The sequence below is a fragment of the Sphingobium phenoxybenzoativorans genome (assembly GCF_018286635.1).
Taxonomy (GTDB): domain Bacteria; phylum Pseudomonadota; class Alphaproteobacteria; order Sphingomonadales; family Sphingomonadaceae; genus Sphingobium; species Sphingobium phenoxybenzoativorans.
Genome location: NZ_CP073910.1, coordinates 2,076,291 through 2,094,317, shown reverse-complemented (window position 1 = coordinate 2,094,317; position 18,027 = coordinate 2,076,291). Strand labels below are relative to the sequence as shown.

The following is an 18,027-nucleotide window of genomic DNA, read 5'->3' as shown; positions in this document are numbered from 1 at the left end:
TCGCTCAGGAGAAGGCTTCGACAAGCTCAGCCCGAACGGAAAGAGAGACGGCAGCCCGATCATTTCGGTTTCTCGCTGGGCGGAACATCGACCGGGCGAACGACTGTGGAAGATTGGCGTGACTGCGGGGTGATGACCTGCCCCTGCGCCGGCGCAGCGCCGACGGCTGGTGCCGCAGGCGGCGGAGCGACAGCGCCCGGACGAGACACGGGCGGTTCCACGCCCATATAGTCGCGCAACAGTTCATCAATCGTCGGCTCCCGATCCGGGTTGCGCAGCAATTGCTGGTTCTGGATATAGCCGTAACGCTGGGCGGTGAGCGCGCGGGCGTCCTCCCGGCTGCGCAATATGGTCGGGCGGATAAAGACCATCAGGTTGGTCTTGCTGCGGCTGCGGCTGCGCGATTTGAACAGTTCGCCAATGCCGGGAATATCGCTCAGGAGCGGAATGCGCTCTATGGTCTTGCGCTCATTATCGTCGAGCAGGCCGCCAAGGGCGATGATCTCGCCATCGTCGACTGTAACGGTGGTCTCAATCTCGCGCTTGTTGATGATCAGGTCATTGCTGTTGTTCGACACGGGACCGGCGATGCTGGAGACCTCCTGCCGCAAGAACAGCTTGATCGCGCCGCCGGTGTTGATCTGCGGCTTCACGTCGAGCTGGATGCCGACATTCTGGCGCTGGACGGTGCGGAACTGATTGTCGAAATTCTGGCTGAGCGCTTCGCCGGTAGTGACTGGCACTTCCTGCCCGACAAGGATCGACGCCTTCTGATTATCCAGCGTCATGACCGACGGCGTGGACAGAAGGTTGGAGCCGGTGTCCGACTTCACGGCGTTGATGATCGCACCGAAAATGCCGTTCTTGCCGATCTGTCCGCCAAGCCCCGCAATGCCGCCCGTCGCGGAGGTGAGCGAGTTGAACGCCGCCTCCTGCAGATTGGTGGCGAGGTCGCCGCTCTGAGGAACAGTCGTGGTGGTCGTGGTGCCGTCCGCCGCGACGACAGTCGTCGTCTGATTGCCGAGCTTGGTTGCGCCATAGGCCCCGGCCAGCGTCAGCAGGTTCGGCGTGGCGTTGGAGTAATTGGTTGCGGCAAAGCCTGTCTTGGTGCTGCCGATCAGGAACTGGACACCCAGATTCTTGGCGGCGACATCGCCGATCTCAACGATGATCGCCTCGACCAGCACCTGTTCGCGGCGCGTGTCGATCTGACGAATGGTTTCGCCCAGCATCCGTTGCACATCGCTGTTGGCGGCTACGATGATGGCGTTCGCGCCTTCATAGCGCGTGACGACCGCCGGGCCGCGCGTGGCGATGCCGCCGCCTGAACTGCCGGTAGCGGCTGGCGCTGCGGACGGTGCAGCAGATGGCGTAGGAACAGGGCTGGCGTTGCCCGCAGAGCTGCCGCCCATGCCGCGCGCTGCGGATGAGGTGATGAAAGAGGATGCGTCGGAGGAGCTGACGCCGGACACTGTAGGTGTCTGGCCGACAAGCTGTTGAAGGACCGGGAGCAGTTTCTCCGCATCGGCATGTTCAAGCCAATAGACGCGAATTTCCGTTCCACTTGCCGCCTGCTTGTCCAGATCGCGGGCGATGTTCGACAGCCGCGCCACGGTGCCCGCGTCACCACGAATGGCGACGCTGTTGCTGCTGTCGATGGGAACCACGGTTGCGGCGGCGGCAGAACTGCCCGCCTCGCCTGCTCCACCGCCGACCAGCGCCTGCAGGGACTGCGCAATTTCGCGCGCGCCTGCGTTTCGCAACGTCACGATCTGCGTCGAGGAGGAATCCCGGTCAACCCGCGCGATCACCTGACGGATGCGGGCGATATTGTCGGCATAGTCAGCGACGACAATGCTGTTGCCCGCCCGGTTGGCGGTGACGGAGCCGTCCTTACTGACCAGCGGACGCAGCGTTTCAAGAGCAGAGGCGGCGTCGATGGACCGCAGGCGGAAAACCTCTGTCACGAACTGATTGCGCGTCGCGCCCGCGCCGACCGCGCTGGGCTGGCCCGCCGCGCCGTCGGCTGGCTGAATGCGATAGGCTCCGCCCGGCGCGGGCACAGCGATCAGGCCGTTGGCGCGCAGGGTGGACAGCACGATCTCAAAATATTCCGATTTGCTGAGCGGGCGGTCGGTGACGACCGACACCTTCCCCTGCACCCGGTTGTCGATGATGAAGGTGCGGCCGGTGACGCGCGCCGCATCCTGAATGAAGGCGCGGATATCAGCGTCACGCACGTTCAGCGTCTGCTGCGCGAAGGCAGGCGCAGACAGGAACGGCGTCGACAGGATGAGAGCGACGGCAGCGCCGGCGTGAAGAAGGGTTCTGCTTTTCATTGGCCTTGCAGGATGAGAGCGATGGGCACGACGGCGGCGCCGCGCTCAACGGAAAGGGAAATACGCGCGCCTGGAGCAAGCTGCGACTGGAGCGCCTGCACATCAGCGGCCGAAGAAATGGGCCGGCCGTTGACCTGCGCGATGATATCGCCGGGCTGGAACCCCGCCGACTGGAAAGCCGGCCCCTTGGGCGAGAGCACAAGCCCGGTGACCTTGCCATTCTGCAGCCGGGGGGCGAACCCAATATCCGACTTGATCGACGCGACACTGGGGGAACGGCGCGCGCCCTCCGCAGCGACAGGCCCACCACCGCCCGGCGGAATGGGCGGAACGGCCGATTCCGGGGCAGAGGCATCCGAACCCTCCGGGTCGGCGACCGGCGCGGCGACCGACTGGTCCAGGAAGATATTCTCCACCGCCCCGCCCCTGTCGATCACCACATGGTCGAACGCCACATCCTTCAGGATGACGCCCGGCATGATCTCGTCGCCGACGGCGAAGCTGTTCTGTACGCCATCGGGCGTCGCGATGATTGCGGAGCCGATGCCCGACCCCTCATTGACGCGCGTGCCGTACAGCGTGAGGGCAAGCGAGGTCACCACCGAGCCGGGCTGCGCGCCACCCGCCGTGCGGTAAAAGGGATCGAATGCCGCAAACAAAGCCTGACGGGCCGCCGGAGCCGGAATCGCCGCCTGACGCCCGCGCCAGTCGCCGAAACTGCCCACCGGCGTCACAACCGCCCAGACCAGCCGCGCGAGCTGTATCGCCAGAAGCGCCAGCAGCAGCAGTTCGACAAGCGTCAGCCAGCGGCCGGACGCAATCGTCCTGCTTCCCCGGCCACGCAGCGTGTCGATTGTCGGCATGGGCATTGAAATAAAATGTCCCGGTTGATCGGCCCTCCCAGGGCGCGTTCGCATGACGGGGCCTAGGCACGCCTTCTTACGCTTGCATGACCAATTTGTGACGAAAATATTACGTCATGCAAGTGTCGCTTTACCATGTTTGCATAACGGCCGGTCGGCGTTAGGCGTCTTTCATCATGGAAACAGTCATTCCCATTGCAACTGACGCCGACCCCGTTCGCCTTTCCGGCCATGCGCGTGTGCAGCGATTCCCCAGCCGGGACCTGACCCTGTTTATCCAGCGCGATTTTCTGGACGCTGATGAATGCATGGGGCTGATCGAGCGGATCGATGCGAACCGCCGCCCCTCGACAATCGCGGATTCCAACGGCGACCATTATTTCCGCACGAGCGAGACATGCGACCTCAGCATTGACGACCCATTTGTCGCTGCGATCGACGCGAAGATCGCCGCCTATGCCGGGATCGTTCCCGCACATGGCGAACCGATCCAGGGGCAGCACTACGCCCCCGGACAGGAATTCAAGGCGCATACCGACTATTTCGATCCCAAGGGCGAGGATTTTGCGCGCTTCTGTTCGGTCGCGGGCAACCGGACATGGACCTTCATGATCTATCTGAATGAACCCGGCGCTGGCGGCGCGACCCGCTTCACCAAGGTAAACAAGATCATCCAGCCGGAACCGGGCAAGTTGCTGGCGTGGAACAACCGCCTGCCGGGCGGCGAACCCAACCCGGCCTCCATCCATCACGGCATGAAGGTGCGGGCGGGCGCCAAATATATCATCACGAAATGGTTCCGGGAACGGCCCTGGGGCTGAGCAGAGCCACGCCGTCACCCCGGCGCAAGCCGGGATGACGGCAAGGGTCGTTAGAAGTTTACGGACAGCGACGCGGCGTAGGACGTGCCGATGTCATACAGGTTATAATAGACCCGGTTGTCACCAAGGCTCTGGAATTCCTTATATTTCCGGCCAGTGATGTTGCGCGCCTCAACCTTCAGTTCGGCATTCACGCCGCCCAGGACGATGCCCTGACGCGCCACGAAGTCCAGGCTGAGACCCGGCTGTTCGATAATGTCCGGCTGCAGGTTAGGACCACGGCTGGTGACGCGCTTGCTGGCATAGGTCAGAAGCAGGGTCTGCTGCGACAGGCGATCCGTGTCCTCCAGGCCGATCTGCAGATTGACCAGGTGATCGGACTGGCCCGTCATTGGACGGCCATCGATGAAATAGTCGGACGCCAGAGGAGGCGCCGAGCCGTTGGCGGGATCGAAGGTATAAGGGATCGTCGTATCCGTATCCCCAACCTTAATCTTCGACTGGGTGTAGGTATAGTTCGCGATCAGCACTGCGCGGCGGCTGGCGAAGAAGCCGCTGCTCGACCAGTCGGAAAGATCGAAATATTTCTGTGTTTCGATTTCCGCGCCGTACAAGGTTGCCTTCGGTGCGTTGGCGAAGCTGGTCACGACGTCATAGCGATCGTTGATCGTGGTATAGGCTTCGATCGGGTTCTTGATGCTCTTGTAGAAGCCGGCGATCGACACCCGCTGATCACGCGCAAAATACCATTCGTAGCGCGCGTCCGCATTCCACAGGGTGCTGTCGAGCAGATAGGGGTTGCCGCGGAAGGCGCGGCTGGATTCCGTGTCGATATAGATCTGGGCGATTTGCTCACGGAACTGCGGACGGGCGATCGTCTTGGACCCGCTGAAACGCAGTTGCATATTGTCCTGGAATTCCCAGGTCAGCGTCGCCGCAGGCAGCCAATATTCCTTGCTGATCGTGTTGGATGGCACCGTGCCGGTCAGATAGATGTCACGGCCCGTGACCTCCTGACGGCCGGATTCAAAGCGGACGCCGCCGTTCAGCGCGATTTCCGGCGTGATCTGCGCCTGAAGCTGGCCATAGGCGCCATGCACCCGAAGCTTCGCTTCGTAGATCGGATAATTGTCCGAGAAGTCGAGCAGACGGAGGCCGAAATACTGGATCGTATAGTCCGATGTCAGATAATCAGGGCGCTGCTGCTGCACCGGGATCGGCAGATTGGTCGCGTCATAGTGCAGCTCGTAGCGCGAGGAGGTGCGCTCGGTATTCTGATAGGCGTAGCCGACCGTCGCCTTGATGTCCGGGGTCAGTTCGTAGGTAAGGTCTGCGCCGCCATACATCAGGTCTTCATTCAGATCGCTGAACGTGACGGAGGCGTCGCCACGCTGACGGTCCAGGCGGTTGATGAACCGGTTGCCCACCGGATCGATCGCCAGGTCCTGACTGGAGCGGACATATTCGAACTCGCGCTCATAGGGCGCTTCACGCTGCGAATTCGCATAGCTGGCGCGGACGTTGAACGAGAGCGGATCGGACAGCTTGAACTCGCCAGTGAACTGCAGGTCGAGAAGCTGGCGCTCGTACCAGGCGGTGTTCTGCTGCATATAGTCGGCGCCGATGAGGCCGCCGTCATTCTGGCCCACAGCGAGCTGGCCGCGCTTCAACGTGTCGCGAATGTAAAGCGCGGTCCAGCGCGCCTTGGCAACATCCGATTCCAGACCAACGCCGACCAGGCCGTTCACCGTGATCTCATTGTCGGTCGTGACCTGCTCGAACGACTTACCAGCCGGTTGCGTCAGGTCGATCGACGCCTGCTGCAGAGCGTCGCGCGTCCGCCACTTGTTGCTGATCGACGCCGTGGCGATGACGCCCAGGGTCGAGCCGCCCATGTCAAACGAGGTGCCGCCATTCAGGCTCGCCGACCAGTTGACGGGAATATTGTTGTTCTTCTGCAGCAAGGTGGTGCGCGCATTCTTGAACTGCATCGCAATGGCCTGCTGCTCCGTCACGGACAGGTCCGAAAGGCGGACGCGATCGTCGAATACAGACTGAAGCAGCGGCGGCACGTCGCGCGAACCGCTGTCAAAGCCGGTCCAGTCGGAGCCGCTGCCGAAATAGGTGTAGCCAAGCTTGCCGGTCGTCTCGCTGTTGCCGGATACGCCGCCGCTGATCTCCAGATAGCTTTCCGCCGGGATCGCCTTGGTCGTGAGGTTGATCACGCCGCCGCCAAATTCGCCGGGGAAGTTGGGCGAGAAGCTTTTCTGGACCAGGGTCGATGCGATGACGCTGGTCGGGAAGATATCGAGGGGAACAACGCGCTTGAGCGGTTCGGGGCTGGGCAGAGGCGCGCCGTTGAGCAGCGCCAGCGAGTAGCGATCACCAAGACCGCGGACATAGACATAACCGCCGCCAACGACGCTGAGGCCGGTAACGCGCTGGAGCGAGCCGGCGATATCGCCTTCACCCGTGCGCTTGATGTCGGCTGCGGACAGAACGCTGACCACCTGGGGAGCGGCGCGCTCGATATTGGCGCCGCGACGGCCGACCACAACGATGTCCGCGCCCGGAATGGACACGTCGACATTGCCGGACTGGTCTGCAGCCTCCTCCGCCGCCGTCGGCATGCCGGGATTGGCGGCGCCCGTGTTGGTCGTGCCGGTCGCCGCTCCATCGGCGGGCGCGGTGGGCGCAGAGACGTCCGACTGGGCGAGAGCCGCAGGAGCGACCAGCGCAGATGAGAGCAGAAGCAGGCTCGCCAGAGTCAGCGACTTCGACATGGAATTTCCCCCAGAGAGGTTAATAAAAATGGGGGCGGAGCGCCGGTCGTTGCCGCGCGCCCCGCCCTGTCAAACAAGAGTTCAGGTGGTCGGGATGGCCGTGCAGTTGCCGTTGCTGGTCCCGAAGGTCGCGGTGGCCGAGTTGCAGGTCCAGCCGGCATACCAGGTGTCCGTCGCATCCTTCACCGCACCAATATAGTTGGTGGTGTCGAAGTTCGTGTCGATCGTCTTCGGATCGGTCGCGACTACGGCGGTTTCGGTTGCGCCATTGATGAACAGGCTGGTCAGCGACGGCGTGTAGGCGAAGCTGCTGTTCGCGCCGGCGGCGAAGATGGCCTGCACTTCAGCATTGGTGACGCCGCGGGTTCCGAGGAACGGCGTGCTGGAGCACTGCATCACGACCGAGCGATAGCTGGGCGGGCCTGCATCCTGCAGCGCGCCGTCGGCAGCGCGGCTGGTCGTCGTGCTGGCAAGGTTGATGCAGGGATAGCTGGGGCTGACGACAATGCCGTTGACGAGCGTCAGGTCGGCGCCGCCGCGGATCATCATGCTGGCAAGGTCAGCGCCGGTGGTCGAACGCTGAATATGCGTGAAGTTCGCCATCTTCAGATACTGGCGGGGCAGCGCATCTTCACCGGCGTTGGTGTTCACGGTCGAACCGTTGGAGTCGGTCTCCAGGAAGGTGTCGCCGATATTGTTGTTCGCGCGCTGAACCGAGATCACATATTGCACAGTGCCGCGATAGCCGACGTCGCTGTCAAACTGATCGTCTTCGTTGCCGGTCAGCACCAGATATTTCAGGTGGGCGCTGCCGCCGAAAACCTCGATGCCGTCGTCCGAGCTGTTGTGGATCTGGATATGGTCGAGCCGGGTGCCGGTGCCGACGCCGGAGGGGGTCAGGCCCTGAAGCTCCGAATTGTTTGCGAGCACGAAGCCGGAATAGCGGATCTGCACATAGCTCATGCGGCCGCTGTCGTCGGCGTCGTTGGCGCCGCCGTACAGAGCGTTGCTGGTGCCCTCTGTATCGCGTTCGCACGCCGTGGTGCCGGGCGCAGCCGCAGGCGCGAGACAGTCGGTGATACGGGCGCGGCCGAGCAGCACGACGCCGCCCCACTGGCCGGAGGACTGATCATTATTCTGACCGCGGACATTGTCGCGGCTGGTAAAGATGATCGGCTGCGATGCAGTGCCGACGGCATTGATCTTGTTGCCGCGGTTGACGGCAAGATAGGAAGCGCCCGTGCCGCCGAAGATCACGACGCCGGGATCGATGGTCAGGGTCACGACGCTGCTGGTGCTTGCAGCGCCCTGGTCCGTGCCGACATCGACGCGGCCGCCGAGCGAATAGACAACGCCTGCAACCTTGGCCAGCGCGGTCGACGCCGTGAAGCGCGCCGGGAGCTGACAGTTGAGCCACGTGTTCGTGCCGTCGGTGATCGTGCTGAGGTTGGTAAGCTGATCAGGTCCAGCGATGGTCGGGCAGGCCGAAGCAGGCGTTACGCCCGCGCCAGGCGTGGGCGTAGGGGTCGGCGTGGGCGTAGGGGTCGGCGTCGGGGCGGGAATGACGACAGTGCCTTCCCCCGGCGATGCCACATCGTCAGCGCCGCATGCGGCGAGCGCCGCACAGCCGCAGCTTGCGAGCAACATCTTGGAAATGCGCGAAATCTTAGCCATATCTTCTCCGCTCCGGCAGCGCCGGGTTGTGAACAGTGATCGGAGCAAGAGAGGCGAATCGTCGCTGCCCCCCGTTTCCCCTGGGACGGGCCACTAGAGGCGGGGCATGACAATCAGATTGTGTTTGTGCGTCTTTGGAGTGACAGAAAAATTACTGTTTTATGTCATTGATGACGAACATGTGACATGGCCGGATAGGCATCGAGAAAGACACGAAAAAGGGCGGCAAAAGCCGCCCCTCTCCTTACATTACAAAAGCGGCTTAGCGCGCGGCGACCACCGCCCGCACCCGGCTCAGCGCCTTGCGGGCGACGGCGTGCGTGTTGGTTTCCGCGCCGTCCGCCGTCAGAACATCCACAGACTCTGCGTTGAGAGCCGCGACATAGGCCTTTTCAGCGTCGAACATCCGGCCGGTGCCCGCATATACATTGCCGAGATTGATCAGCCGCAGGGGATCACCCGCCGCAACGCCATCCATCCGATTGAGCTGCGCCTCGGCAGTGCGATAGTCAGCGGCGCTGATGGCGGACACGCCCAGCGCGCCCTGGCGATACCCTACCTCACTCGGCCCACCCGCCAGCGCGGGAGTTGCAAAAACCCCTGCAACAAGCAGGATACCCAGAGATGCAGAAACAGCGCGAACCATGTCACCCTCCAACGAAAAAAACTTCTTACTATAGCCAGAAGTATTTCACTTTAATGACATGACGACAAGATGGAGGGACCCAGTGTAACAAAACTAAGTTTTGTTGTTTTTCATAGCCTTAGGATATATTGGGGTTTATGTCATCAAACTGTAACACAAATAACAGGTCATACAAGCATCTGATTCGATGGTCGTAATATGACCGCGATGCGCGCACAAAAGATGCGCCTGCCCGCCAAATAGCGGAAAAACATCGCATAAAGGACAGTGCTTGAAGGGAAGTGGGGAGCTTCTGTTGCCCGGTGCTCCCCGTACCGCTGGAATCCCTTCTGTTGCCCGGTGGGTCCAACCGCGTTCTATTTGTGTAATGTCAGGGCGTGAGCCCCTCAATTACGCAGCAAGAGCAAGAGCCTCGTTATCGTTGGCACTTGTAGGTTTTGAACAGTTTCACGGCTTACTCGGGCCGGGCAAAAACACCGTCTTTGAACACACGTCGATCCTGGTTCGGCCCCGTCAGAGACCCTGATCGCTCAGGGCTTTTGGTGGAGCCGGCGGGTACTGCCCCCGCGTCCGCTGCGTCTATTACACGGCATACTTTATCACCATAGCCGGATTGCTCCGGCACCTTCCTATATAGGCCATTGCGCATGAATGAAAAGTGACCGGCGCAAGGAAAGCTGTCCGGGCGCGGTCCGCGCCACCCCATATCAGCGGCAGGCAGATGACATCGGCAAATGAAAAGGCCCCGCCATTGGCAATGGCGGGGCCTTTTCATGAAGCCTGGCGCCCATGACGGGCGCAAAGGCTTATTTCATCTTGTTTTCGACAGCATCGCCAGCTTTCTCGCCGGCCGCGCGGACGGCGTCGGCCTTATCCTCAAGAGCGTCGGCGGCATTTTCCGCAGCGTCGGCGGCGTTACCGGTCATGTTGTCCGCCATGTCCTCCACATTGTCGGCCTGATTGTCGATGATGGCCGCCTGATTATCATAGGCGTTCTCGACAGCGGTTTCCTGCTTGGAATCGCATGCGGCGAGCACTGCGAGGCTTGAAAGACCAAGCATCATTGCGGTGGTCTTGATGGCGATCTTCACGGCTCATTCTCCTGTTACGCCCCGGTGGGCTGACGATCTGCACACAAGCGGCGCGGGGTAAATCCCAGTCGCCGCTTGACGCCCATCAACCGGCAGGGGGACGGATGGTTCCCCATTTCCGCTCGGCTCGTCGCAACCCTTATCTATTTCTTAAGCGAATCCCGGATTTCGCGGAGCAGCAGAACATCCTCCGGCGTGGCCTCGGCTGCGGGCGCTTCGGGCGGCATCATCTTGTTGATCGCCTTGATCATCAGGAAGATGATGAAGGCCAGGATGACGAAGTTGACAAAGACGGTGAAAAATTCGCCCCACCCCAGCATCGCCACGCCCGCAGCCTTCAAATCGGCATAGCTTGCGGGATTGCCCTTGAAGGTGGCGGGAATTTCGCCAAGGCGGATAAAGTGGCTGGAAAAGTCCACGCCGCCGAAGATCGCCGCCACGACGGGCATGATGATGTCGTCGGTCAAAGACTTGGTGATCGTTCCGAAAGCGCCGCCGATGATAACGCCGACGGCCAGGTCGATAACATTGCCGCGCGCGATGAAAGTCTTGAATTCCGACACGATTCCCATGACCGGCTCCTCCTGTTGAGCCGGTATCTTGGAATGTTAACCCCGCGATGTCCAGTTGCGGGAAGGTCGGCCAATCCCTATTCAATGCGTCACGCACGGCGCCACCGCGCCAAATGGGAGGATGTTCGACCATGACCCAAGCCCACCGCTCCGGCAGATTTTTCCGGCGCTTTGCACCCGCGATATTGGCGGCGATCGCCGCGCTTTCGCTTAGCGCATGCGGCATCAACAGCGTGCCGAAGGCCGAAGAAGAAGTGAAGGCTAAGTGGGCCAATGTAGAGACACAATATCAGCGTAGGGCAAACCTGATCGACAATCTGACAGCCACGGTGAAGGCTGCAGGCAAGCTGGAACAGGGGACGCTCATCGGAGTAACCGAGGCGCGGTCGAAGGCGACCTCAATCCATGTCAGTGGCGACGATCTTTCGGACCCCGCCAAACTGGCGCAATTCCAGCAGGCACAGGCAGGACTCAATCAGTCCTTCGGCCGGTTGATCGCTACGGCGGAAGCTTATCCTGACCTTAAGACAAATGAGAATTTCCTAGAAATGCAATCGCAGATCGAGGGTGCAGAAAATAGAATATCGACCGCCATCATTGACTATAATGAGGCGGTTCGCGCCTATAATACGCGCATACGCACATTCCCCGACGCGATCGGCGCGAAGCTGATCCACGGGGCCAAGCCAATGTCGACCTATCAGGCGACGACGCCGGGCGCGGAGGAAGCGCCGAAAGTTGATTTCGGAAACTGAGGCAAACACCGCCATGATCCGCCGCATGCGCGCTCTATTGGCGTTAGCGGTGCTCCTGTGGGCGCCGCTGGCCGCCGCGCAGACTTTTCCCAAGCTGTCGGGGCAGGTGGTCGATGAGGCCGATCTGCTCAACCCGGCCCAGGAGCAGGCGCTGACCGCGAAACTGGCGGCATTGTCGGCGCAGAGCGGGCGGCAACTGGTCGTGGCGACCATTCCCGATCTCCAGGGCTATGACATATCCGATTATGGGTACCGCCTTGGCCGGGCCTGGGGCATTGGCGACAAGGGGAGAAATGACGGCGCGCTGCTGATCGTAGCGCCAAATGACCGCAAGGTGCGGATAGAGGTTGGCTATGGCGTGGAAGGCGTGCTGACCGACGCCGTGTCCTCCCGCATCATCCGCAACGACATAACGCCGCGTTTCAAAGCGGGCGACTTCCCCGGCGGGATAGACGCAGGCGCGGACCAGATCGGCAAGATACTGACCCTGCCTCCAGACGAAGCCGCCGCCTATGCCCGGCAAGCCGCAGCGGCGGAAAAGCAACGCGGCGACAGCGGTAATTCGGTGATGGTCATTTTCTGGATCGCCATCGCGCTGTTCATCATCCTGCCGATGATCTTCGGACGGCGCGGCGGGCGGCGCTATCGCGGCGGATCGGGGCCAGTGATCATCTGGGGACCGACGATTGGCGGTGGCGGCGGCTCCGGCTGGGGCGGCGGTGGAAGCAGTTGGGGCGGCGGGAGCGGCGGCGGCTTTTCGGGCGGTGGCGGCAGCTTCGGCGGCGGCGGCGCATCGGGGGGCTGGTGATGAGCGCCCTCCCCTCCCTGTCCGAAGCGGATCATGATCTGGTGACGGCCGCCGTGGCGCAGGCGGAGCTTTCGACCGACGGCGAGATCGTGACGATCGTGGCGCGCAGGTCGGATTCCTATCATGACGCCGGGTTGCACTGGGCGATCGGGACGGTCTTTCTCGCCATGTCGGTCTATGCCGCCTTTCCTAGCTTTTACCGGGAACTGATCCTGGCCATCATGGGTGGGTGGGAACATGAGCTGACCGACCGCATGTTCCTGACGGCGCTGCTCTGTGCGCTGATCCTGAAGTTCCTTTTCGTGCGCTACCTGCTGGCCTGGATGCCGCTGCGGATGGCGTTGACGCCGAAATCCACCAAGGCGCGGCGCGTCAGACGGCGGGCGATCACGCTTTTCCGGGCAGCGGCGGAGGGCCGTACGCGCGGCAGCACCGGGGTCCTTATCTACCTTTCGCTCGACGAGCACCGGGCGGAGATTGTGGCGGACGCAGCGATCACATCCAGGGTTGCGCCCGAAATCTGGGGCGACATCATGGCCGCCCTGATCAAACAGGTGCGCGCCGACCGGGCGGGACAGGGACTGGCGCAGGCGGTGACGAGCGTCGGCGCAGTCCTGGCCGAACATTTTCCGCGCAGCGCGGACGATCGCAACGAATTGCCGGACAGGTTGATAGAATTATGAGTGAAGCCGAAATGACCCTGCCTGAAGAAGTGAAGTGGCAGGGCAAGTTCATCGCCGCCAAGCAGCGTGGACGGTGGGAATATGTGGGCCGCAGCCGGGGAATCAGGGCCGCCGTCATCCTGGCCATCGAGGAAACCGCAGATGGCCGCCATGTCATATTGGTCGACCAGTTCCGCGTGCCGCTGGGCAAGCGCTGCATCGAACTGCCTGCAGGTCTCGTCGGCGATCATGGCGAGGATGAGGATGCATCCGTCGCGGCCCTGCGCGAGCTGGAGGAGGAAACCGGGTACAGCGCACAGGCCATGGAAAATCTGGGCGAATATTACAGCTCGCCCGGCATGGTCTCCGAAAGCTTCACCCTGTTTCGCGCATCAGGGCTGACCAAGGTCGGAGATGGCGGCGGTGTCGATGACGAGGATATTCGCGTTCATCGCGTTTCACTGGACGCCCTGCCCGCCTTCCTGTCGCAAAAGCGCGACGAAGGATATGCGATCGACGTCAAGATGCTGCTGATGCTTGGCGCGGGGATGGTGGGTTAGGGCCTACTTACGATTACCGTACCCCACCCCGTTCGTTTCGAGCGTAGTCGAGAAACGGATGCGCGAGGTTTCTCGACTGCGCTCGAAACGAACGGAGGTAGGCGCAACGGGTTTCCCGGGGTGTAGTTTAATGCCGACGCGAAACGCTCACCGGAAATTGTCGGCGTAGGCCTGAATCTTCAGCGTCTTGGGTGCGGCCGCCGTGACAGTGTAGGCAATGCCTTCCTTCTCCGCATAAGCCTTGGCCGCATCGGCGCTGGGAAATGTGAGGCGCAACTGCTGCTTCGTGTCGCCGGATCCGGCCCAGCCGGTCAGCGGATCGGGCTTCTTCGCCTCGGCAGGCACATATTCCAGCACCCATTTGTGGGTCAGCGCCTTGCCCGATTGCATCGCATTCTTCTGAATCTGGTAGATACGGGCGGCCACGGCTGTTCTCCGGTTCTTCGTTGCGCTGCGTTGCATCAAACAGCCGAGTCCCGTCAAGCCTTGCCGGAAAGCCGCGCGTCCGCATTTTTTGTCCGCAGGGTTGCGGACGCCTTCGCGGGATCGTCCGGCCAGGGGTGGCGCGGGTAGCGCCCCCGCATCTCCTTCGCGACCGAAGCCCAGTTCCCGGCCCAGAAACCGGGGAGGTCCCGCGTAGTCTGGATCGGCCGCCCGGCGGGCGAGGTGAGGCTGAGGACAAGGGGAATGCGCGCGCTGCCGACGCAAGGATGCTCGGTCAGCCCGAAAAGCTGCTGCGGGCGCAGCTCGACGCGCGGCCCGCCCTCCGCCGCATAGTCGATGGCGTGGCTGCTCCCGGCCGGCGATGTGAAACTGACGGGGGCGAGCCGGTCCAGTTGCTGTTTGCCATCCCAGCCGATCACGCCTTCCAGCATGTTCGACAAGGCCGAGCGGTCGATGTCCGGTAAGCGGCGGATACCCGCAAGCAAGGGCGGGAGCCATTCCTCCAGCGTTTCCGACAAGCCCTCATCGGACAGGGAGGCTATCCCTGCAAAGGCGGCGCGCATGCGCAGCGACTGGGCCGCTTCCGACCAGGGGAGCAAGTCGATGCCACCGGTTCGTACACCGGACAGCAGCGCGTCCGAAACGGCCTGTGGATCGGGCCTGTCGTCAGACCCGGAGGACAGCCGGATCGCGCCCAGACGCCGCTCCCGCACCGCTTCCACACCCAGTGTTTCCGGGCGAAAGCGGACGATGCGCTTCTCCTCCATACGGCCGGCAAAGAGGGTTTCGACGGCCGCCTGATCCAGCGGCGCGGCCGAGATGATGCGCGCTCCAGCGGCGCTGCCCTGCACCTCGCCAACCGCAAGCCACGCCTCACGGGCGAGAGGATTTAGCGGATCGAGACGGAAGCCCCGGCCGCCAATGCTGATCCAGTCGGCCCCATCGGCGGAACGGCGTTTCGCCACCCGGTCGGGAAAGGCCAGCGCGAGCGCCATGCCTACGCCGTTCGATGTCCAGGCGGCGTCGGCGTTGGGCTGAACGACCATGGCCGCCCAACGCCGGGCAAGACCTCTGCCCGCCTCAGCCCGCTTGCCGCTTTCCCGCCGCCAGCGCTGGAGCCGCGCCGTCAGGTCGGTATCGCTGCCGCCAAGGCCGCGCTCACCAAGCAAGACCGCGACCTCCGCCGCCATTTTGCCAAGACCCATCTCCCCCGCCCGCACCAGCATATGCCCGATGCGCGGTTCAACGGGCAAAGCCGCCAGCGCCCGTCCATGCGCGGTAATGCGGCCATCCGAATCCAGCGCATCGAGCGTTTGCAACCGCGTGCGCGCCTCATCTACGGCGGCGGGCGGCGGGGCATCCAGCCATTTGAGGTTCGCCGGGTCAGCGACGCCCCATCCGGCGCAATCCAGGAGCAGGGCGGACAAGTCGCGCTCCACTATTTCGGGCGGATCATAGGGCGGCATACCGCTGGTCGCCGCCGACTCCCACAGGCGGTAAGCGACGCCCGGCCCCTGCCGCGCAGCACGGCCCGCGCGCTGAGTAGCAGCCGCCTGACTGGCTTTCTCCGTGACAAGACGGGTGACGCCTGCCGCGCGGTCATAGCGGGGACGGCGGGCGAGGCCGCTGTCGACGACGATGCGGACGCCATCGATGGTCAGGCTGGTTTCGGCTATGCTCGTCGCCAATATGACCTTGCGCGCGCTGGGCGCGGCGCGGCGGATCGCAGCGCGCTGATCGGCGGGGTCGAGCGATCCGTGCAGGCGGTGGATAGCGACGGTCGCCGGCAACATGTCCAGACGCTCGGCCGTCCGCTCAATCTCGGCGACGCCGGGCAGGAAGGCGAGAAGGTCGCCCTCCCCTTCCTCGCCCAGCGCGCGGCGGATGGCGGCGGCCATGTCATCCTCTATCCGCTTCTCACCGGCGCGGCCGATATGGCGCAGATCGAGCGGGAAGATGCGGCCTTCGCTCTCCACCACCGGCGCGCCGTCCATCAGCGTGGAGAAACGCGCTCCGTCCAGCGTCGCCGACATGGCGACAAGCCGCAGGTCAGGACGCAGCGCGCCCTGCGCATCCAGCGCCAGCGCAAGGCCGAAATCGCTGTCCAGGCTGCGCTCATGCACTTCGTCGAACAGCACCGCCGAGACGCCGGATAGTTCAGGATCATCCTGTATCCGGTTGCGGAAAATGCCTTCGGTCAGAACGAGGATGCGGGTGCGGGCCGACTGGCGGCTGTCCATCCTTGTGGCATAGCCAACCAGACCCCCAGCCTGTTCGCCCATCTGCTCCGCAATGCGCTCTGCGGCGGCGCGGGCGGCGAGGCGGCGGGGCGAGAGCAGCAGGATTTGCCCCGCACACCACGGCTCCTCCAGCAAGGCCGGGGCGACCGCAGTCGTCTTGCCCGCGCCCGGCGGCGCGACGAGCACGGCGTTCGACCCGGCGCGCAGGACGGACCGGATATCGGGAAGAACGGCCTCTATCGGAAGCGGCATGGCATCCTAACGGAAGTTCAGTTCGACCAGCAGACCATTGGGATCGCGCACGAATATCTGGCGAAGCCCTGCCTGCGGGATGTCATTGAAGCGCAGTTCCCGACCCGACGCCTCAAGGTGCGCGCGGAACGTCTCATAGTCGCCGCAGTCCAGCGCCACATGATGGAGCGGTCCGGTGCCGGTGGCGTCGTCATCATCGACCTCCATGCTGCCGAGCGCGCGCACCGTCTGCCCGGCGGGCACCAGATGGATGATGGGACGGTCGCTCTTGTCGCAGATCCACGCCCCTTCCGAAATATCCGAAACCACCGGCGAGGGCCGGACGGACAGCCCAATCGTGTCCCGATAGAAATCCAGCGTCTCGCCAAAGCGCGTCGTGCGGATGTTGATATGATCGAGGGCGTTTATGCGCATCGGCTCTCCTTCCCCGCCACCTTTAGCGTCAGCGGGAAGCGTAGGCCATCCCGCCGCAGGTCAGTATGCCCGCGCGATCGCGAACTCCACCGCCTCGATCAGCGCCGCCTTCGCCTTGCCATTGCCGAACATGCCGAGTGCGTCGATGGCCCGCTGACCATAGTGACGGGCGCGGGCAAGCGTATCGGCGATAGCGCCCGTGCTGCGCAGCAGGCCGGTGGCGTGGGTAAGATCCTCGTCGGATATGCGATGTCCTGAGATCGCAGCTTTCCAGAACGCCCGGTCATCCGCACTGCCGCGCGCGTAGGCGAGGATGACGGGCAACGTCACCTTGCCATCGCGGAAATCGTCGCCTGCATCCTTACCCATGGTCGCGCCATCCGATTCATAATCGAGCGCGTCGTCGACAAGCTGGAACGCGATGCCGAGGTTGCGGCCATAAGCGTCCAGCGCCTGCTCCTGCTTCTCGTCGCGCTCCGCCACCACGGCGGCGATGCGACAGGCGGCGGCAAAAAGCGCAGCGGTCTTGGCGCCGATAATCTCCAGATACTGTTCCTCATCCGTGTCGATGCGGCGCTGGGCGGTAAGCTGGTTGACCTCCCCCTCCGCGATCACTGCCGAGGCATTGGAGAGGATTTTCAATACCTTGAGAGAGCCGTCCTCGACCATCAGCTCGAAAGAGCGGCTGAACAGGAAATCGCCGACCAGCACGCTGGCGCTGTTGCCCCAGATGATGTTCGCCGTCTTGCGCCCACGGCGCAGGCCCGAACCGTCAACAACATCGTCATGCAGCAGGGTCGCCGTGTGGATGAACTCCACCGCCGCCGACAGCTTGTGATGGCGCGTGCCGGAATAGTCGAGCAGCCGGGCGCTCGCCAGCGTCAGCATCGGCCGCATCCGCTTGCCGCCGCCGGCGATCAGGTGACCGGCCAGTTCGGGAATCAACGGAATGCGCGACTGCATCCTGTCCAGGATGACGGCGTTGACGCTGTTCATATCCTCCGCGACCAGCGCCATCATGGGTTCGAGCGAAGGGGCCTGATCGCGGCCAAGGCGATGGATCGTAGCGGTCATATCGACGCCGATGTGGCGATGCAAAATGC

Annotated in this window: 16 protein-coding genes and 1 other RNA gene; 5 read left to right on the top strand and 12 right to left on the bottom strand. The window is 63.1% G+C overall.

Annotated elements, in window-relative coordinates; translation table 11 throughout:
• Positions 1–59: 59 nt before the first annotated feature.
• Both gspD and KFK14_RS10200 read right to left on the bottom strand, forming a co-directional pair.
• The gene (gspD, locus tag KFK14_RS10205) at positions 60–2,339 is read right to left on the bottom strand and encodes a type II secretion system secretin GspD (RefSeq protein ID WP_212610706.1); all 2,280 of its coding nucleotides are present in this window, start codon (positions 2,337–2,339) and stop codon (positions 60–62) included.
• Entirely contained in the window at positions 2,336–3,208 is an 873-nt protein-coding gene (locus KFK14_RS10200) for a type II secretion system protein N (protein ID WP_212610705.1), read from the bottom strand. Before KFK14_RS10200 ends, gspD begins: the two co-directional genes overlap by 4 nt.
• Positions 3,209–3,378: 170 nt before the next feature.
• Here KFK14_RS10200 and KFK14_RS10195 point away from each other — a divergent pair, with 170 nt between their 5' ends.
• Complete coding sequence (locus tag KFK14_RS10195; RefSeq protein WP_212610704.1) at positions 3,379–4,023, top strand: prolyl hydroxylase family protein; 645 nt, start codon at positions 3,379–3,381, stop codon at positions 4,021–4,023.
• A 50-nt stretch (positions 4,024–4,073) separates the two neighbouring features.
• Here the strand turns inward: KFK14_RS10195 and KFK14_RS10190 are convergent, their stop codons facing one another.
• The 6 genes from KFK14_RS10190 to mscL form a co-directional block, all read right to left on the bottom strand.
• Positions 4,074–6,806, bottom strand: coding sequence for a TonB-dependent receptor domain-containing protein (locus tag KFK14_RS10190; RefSeq protein WP_212610703.1), 2,733 nt, complete (start codon positions 6,804–6,806; stop codon positions 4,074–4,076).
• Positions 6,807–6,887: 81 nt separating this feature from the next.
• On the bottom strand, positions 6,888–8,480 hold the full coding sequence (locus KFK14_RS10185) for a hypothetical protein (protein ID WP_212610702.1): 1,593 nt from the start codon (positions 8,478–8,480) through the stop codon (positions 6,888–6,890).
• A gap of 262 nt (positions 8,481–8,742) precedes the next feature.
• Positions 8,743–9,126 carry a tetratricopeptide repeat protein gene (locus tag KFK14_RS10180; protein ID WP_212610701.1) on the bottom strand — a complete coding sequence of 128 codons (384 nt, stop codon included), beginning with the start codon at positions 9,124–9,126 and terminating at the stop codon, positions 8,743–8,745.
• A 318-nt stretch (positions 9,127–9,444) separates the two neighbouring features.
• Positions 9,445–9,788, bottom strand: a transfer-messenger RNA (tmRNA) gene (ssrA, locus tag KFK14_RS10175).
• 144 nt (positions 9,789–9,932) lie between these two features.
• A complete protein-coding gene (locus KFK14_RS10170; RefSeq protein WP_425516686.1) occupies positions 9,933–10,190 on the bottom strand; it encodes a hypothetical protein in 258 nt (85 codons plus the stop codon).
• 170 nt (positions 10,191–10,360) lie between these two features.
• Positions 10,361–10,789, bottom strand: a complete 429-nt coding sequence (mscL, locus tag KFK14_RS10165) for a large conductance mechanosensitive channel protein MscL (RefSeq protein ID WP_212610700.1) — start codon at positions 10,787–10,789, stop codon at positions 10,361–10,363.
• 131 nt (positions 10,790–10,920) lie between these two features.
• On the opposite strand from mscL, the gene KFK14_RS10160 reads away from it, so the two are divergent.
• From KFK14_RS10160 to KFK14_RS10145, 4 genes are read left to right on the top strand one after another with little or no spacing between them, the layout of a single operon-like run.
• The gene (locus tag KFK14_RS10160) at positions 10,921–11,544 is read left to right on the top strand and encodes a LemA family protein (RefSeq protein ID WP_212610699.1); all 624 of its coding nucleotides are present in this window, start codon (positions 10,921–10,923) and stop codon (positions 11,542–11,544) included.
• 13 nt (positions 11,545–11,557) lie between these two features.
• Positions 11,558–12,352, top strand: coding sequence for a TPM domain-containing protein (locus KFK14_RS10155; protein ID WP_212610698.1), 795 nt, complete (start codon positions 11,558–11,560; stop codon positions 12,350–12,352).
• Positions 12,352–13,035, top strand: coding sequence for a TPM domain-containing protein (locus tag KFK14_RS10150; protein ID WP_212610697.1), 684 nt, complete (start codon positions 12,352–12,354; stop codon positions 13,033–13,035). The genes KFK14_RS10155 and KFK14_RS10150 overlap by 1 nt, the downstream gene beginning before the upstream one ends.
• Positions 13,032–13,574, top strand: a complete 543-nt coding sequence (locus KFK14_RS10145) for an NUDIX hydrolase (protein ID WP_212610696.1) — start codon at positions 13,032–13,034, stop codon at positions 13,572–13,574. The genes KFK14_RS10150 and KFK14_RS10145 overlap by 4 nt, the downstream gene beginning before the upstream one ends.
• 147 nt (positions 13,575–13,721) lie before the next feature.
• Here the strand turns inward: KFK14_RS10145 and KFK14_RS10140 are convergent, their stop codons facing one another.
• Genes KFK14_RS10140 through KFK14_RS10125 form a run of 4 tightly spaced genes read right to left on the bottom strand, consistent with a single transcriptional unit; the run spans position 13,722 to position 17,998 of the window.
• Positions 13,722–14,000 (bottom strand): ETC complex I subunit, encoded by a 279-nt coding sequence (locus tag KFK14_RS10140; protein WP_070151421.1) that lies wholly within the window; start codon positions 13,998–14,000, stop codon positions 13,722–13,724.
• A gap of 53 nt (positions 14,001–14,053) precedes the next feature.
• The gene (gene hrpB, locus KFK14_RS10135; protein WP_212610695.1) at positions 14,054–16,510 is read right to left on the bottom strand and encodes an ATP-dependent helicase HrpB; all 2,457 of its coding nucleotides are present in this window, start codon (positions 16,508–16,510) and stop codon (positions 14,054–14,056) included.
• Between the two features lie 6 nt (positions 16,511–16,516).
• Positions 16,517–16,924, bottom strand: coding sequence for a VOC family protein (locus KFK14_RS10130; protein WP_212610694.1), 408 nt, complete (start codon positions 16,922–16,924; stop codon positions 16,517–16,519).
• A 60-nt stretch (positions 16,925–16,984) separates the two neighbouring features.
• Entirely contained in the window at positions 16,985–17,998 is a 1,014-nt protein-coding gene (locus KFK14_RS10125; RefSeq protein ID WP_212610693.1) for a polyprenyl synthetase family protein, read from the bottom strand.
• Between the last annotated feature and the right edge of the window lie 29 nt (positions 17,999–18,027).

Excerpts from the sequence above, each read along its gene's own strand:
- KFK14_RS10200 (WP_212610705.1), bottom strand. The coding sequence starts at position 3,208 with ATGCCCATGCCGACAATCGACACGCTGCGTGGCCGGGGAAGCAGGACG.
- KFK14_RS10170 (WP_425516686.1), bottom strand. The coding sequence starts at position 10,190 with ATGATGCTTGGTCTTTCAAGCCTCGCAGTGCTCGCCGCATGCGATTCC.
- KFK14_RS10195 (WP_212610704.1), top strand. The coding sequence starts at position 3,379 with ATGGAAACAGTCATTCCCATTGCAACTGACGCCGACCCCGTTCGCCTT.
- KFK14_RS10185 (WP_212610702.1), bottom strand. The coding sequence starts at position 8,480 with ATGGCTAAGATTTCGCGCATTTCCAAGATGTTGCTCGCAAGCTGCGGC.
- KFK14_RS10150 (WP_212610697.1), top strand. The coding sequence starts at position 12,352 with ATGAGCGCCCTCCCCTCCCTGTCCGAAGCGGATCATGATCTGGTGACG.
- mscL (WP_212610700.1), bottom strand. The coding sequence starts at position 10,789 with ATGGGAATCGTGTCGGAATTCAAGACTTTCATCGCGCGCGGCAATGTT.
- KFK14_RS10155 (WP_212610698.1), top strand. The coding sequence starts at position 11,558 with ATGATCCGCCGCATGCGCGCTCTATTGGCGTTAGCGGTGCTCCTGTGG.
- gspD (WP_212610706.1), bottom strand. The coding sequence starts at position 2,339 with ATGAAAAGCAGAACCCTTCTTCACGCCGGCGCTGCCGTCGCTCTCATC.
- KFK14_RS10145 (WP_212610696.1), top strand. The coding sequence starts at position 13,032 with ATGAGTGAAGCCGAAATGACCCTGCCTGAAGAAGTGAAGTGGCAGGGC.
- hrpB (WP_212610695.1), bottom strand. The coding sequence starts at position 16,510 with ATGCCGCTTCCGATAGAGGCCGTTCTTCCCGATATCCGGTCCGTCCTG.
- KFK14_RS10130 (WP_212610694.1), bottom strand. The coding sequence starts at position 16,924 with ATGCGCATAAACGCCCTCGATCATATCAACATCCGCACGACGCGCTTT.
- KFK14_RS10190 (WP_212610703.1), bottom strand. The coding sequence starts at position 6,806 with ATGTCGAAGTCGCTGACTCTGGCGAGCCTGCTTCTGCTCTCATCTGCG.
- KFK14_RS10125 (WP_212610693.1), bottom strand. The coding sequence starts at position 17,998 with ATGACCGCTACGATCCATCGCCTTGGCCGCGATCAGGCCCCTTCGCTC.
- KFK14_RS10160 (WP_212610699.1), top strand. The coding sequence starts at position 10,921 with ATGACCCAAGCCCACCGCTCCGGCAGATTTTTCCGGCGCTTTGCACCC.
- KFK14_RS10180 (WP_212610701.1), bottom strand. The coding sequence starts at position 9,126 with ATGGTTCGCGCTGTTTCTGCATCTCTGGGTATCCTGCTTGTTGCAGGG.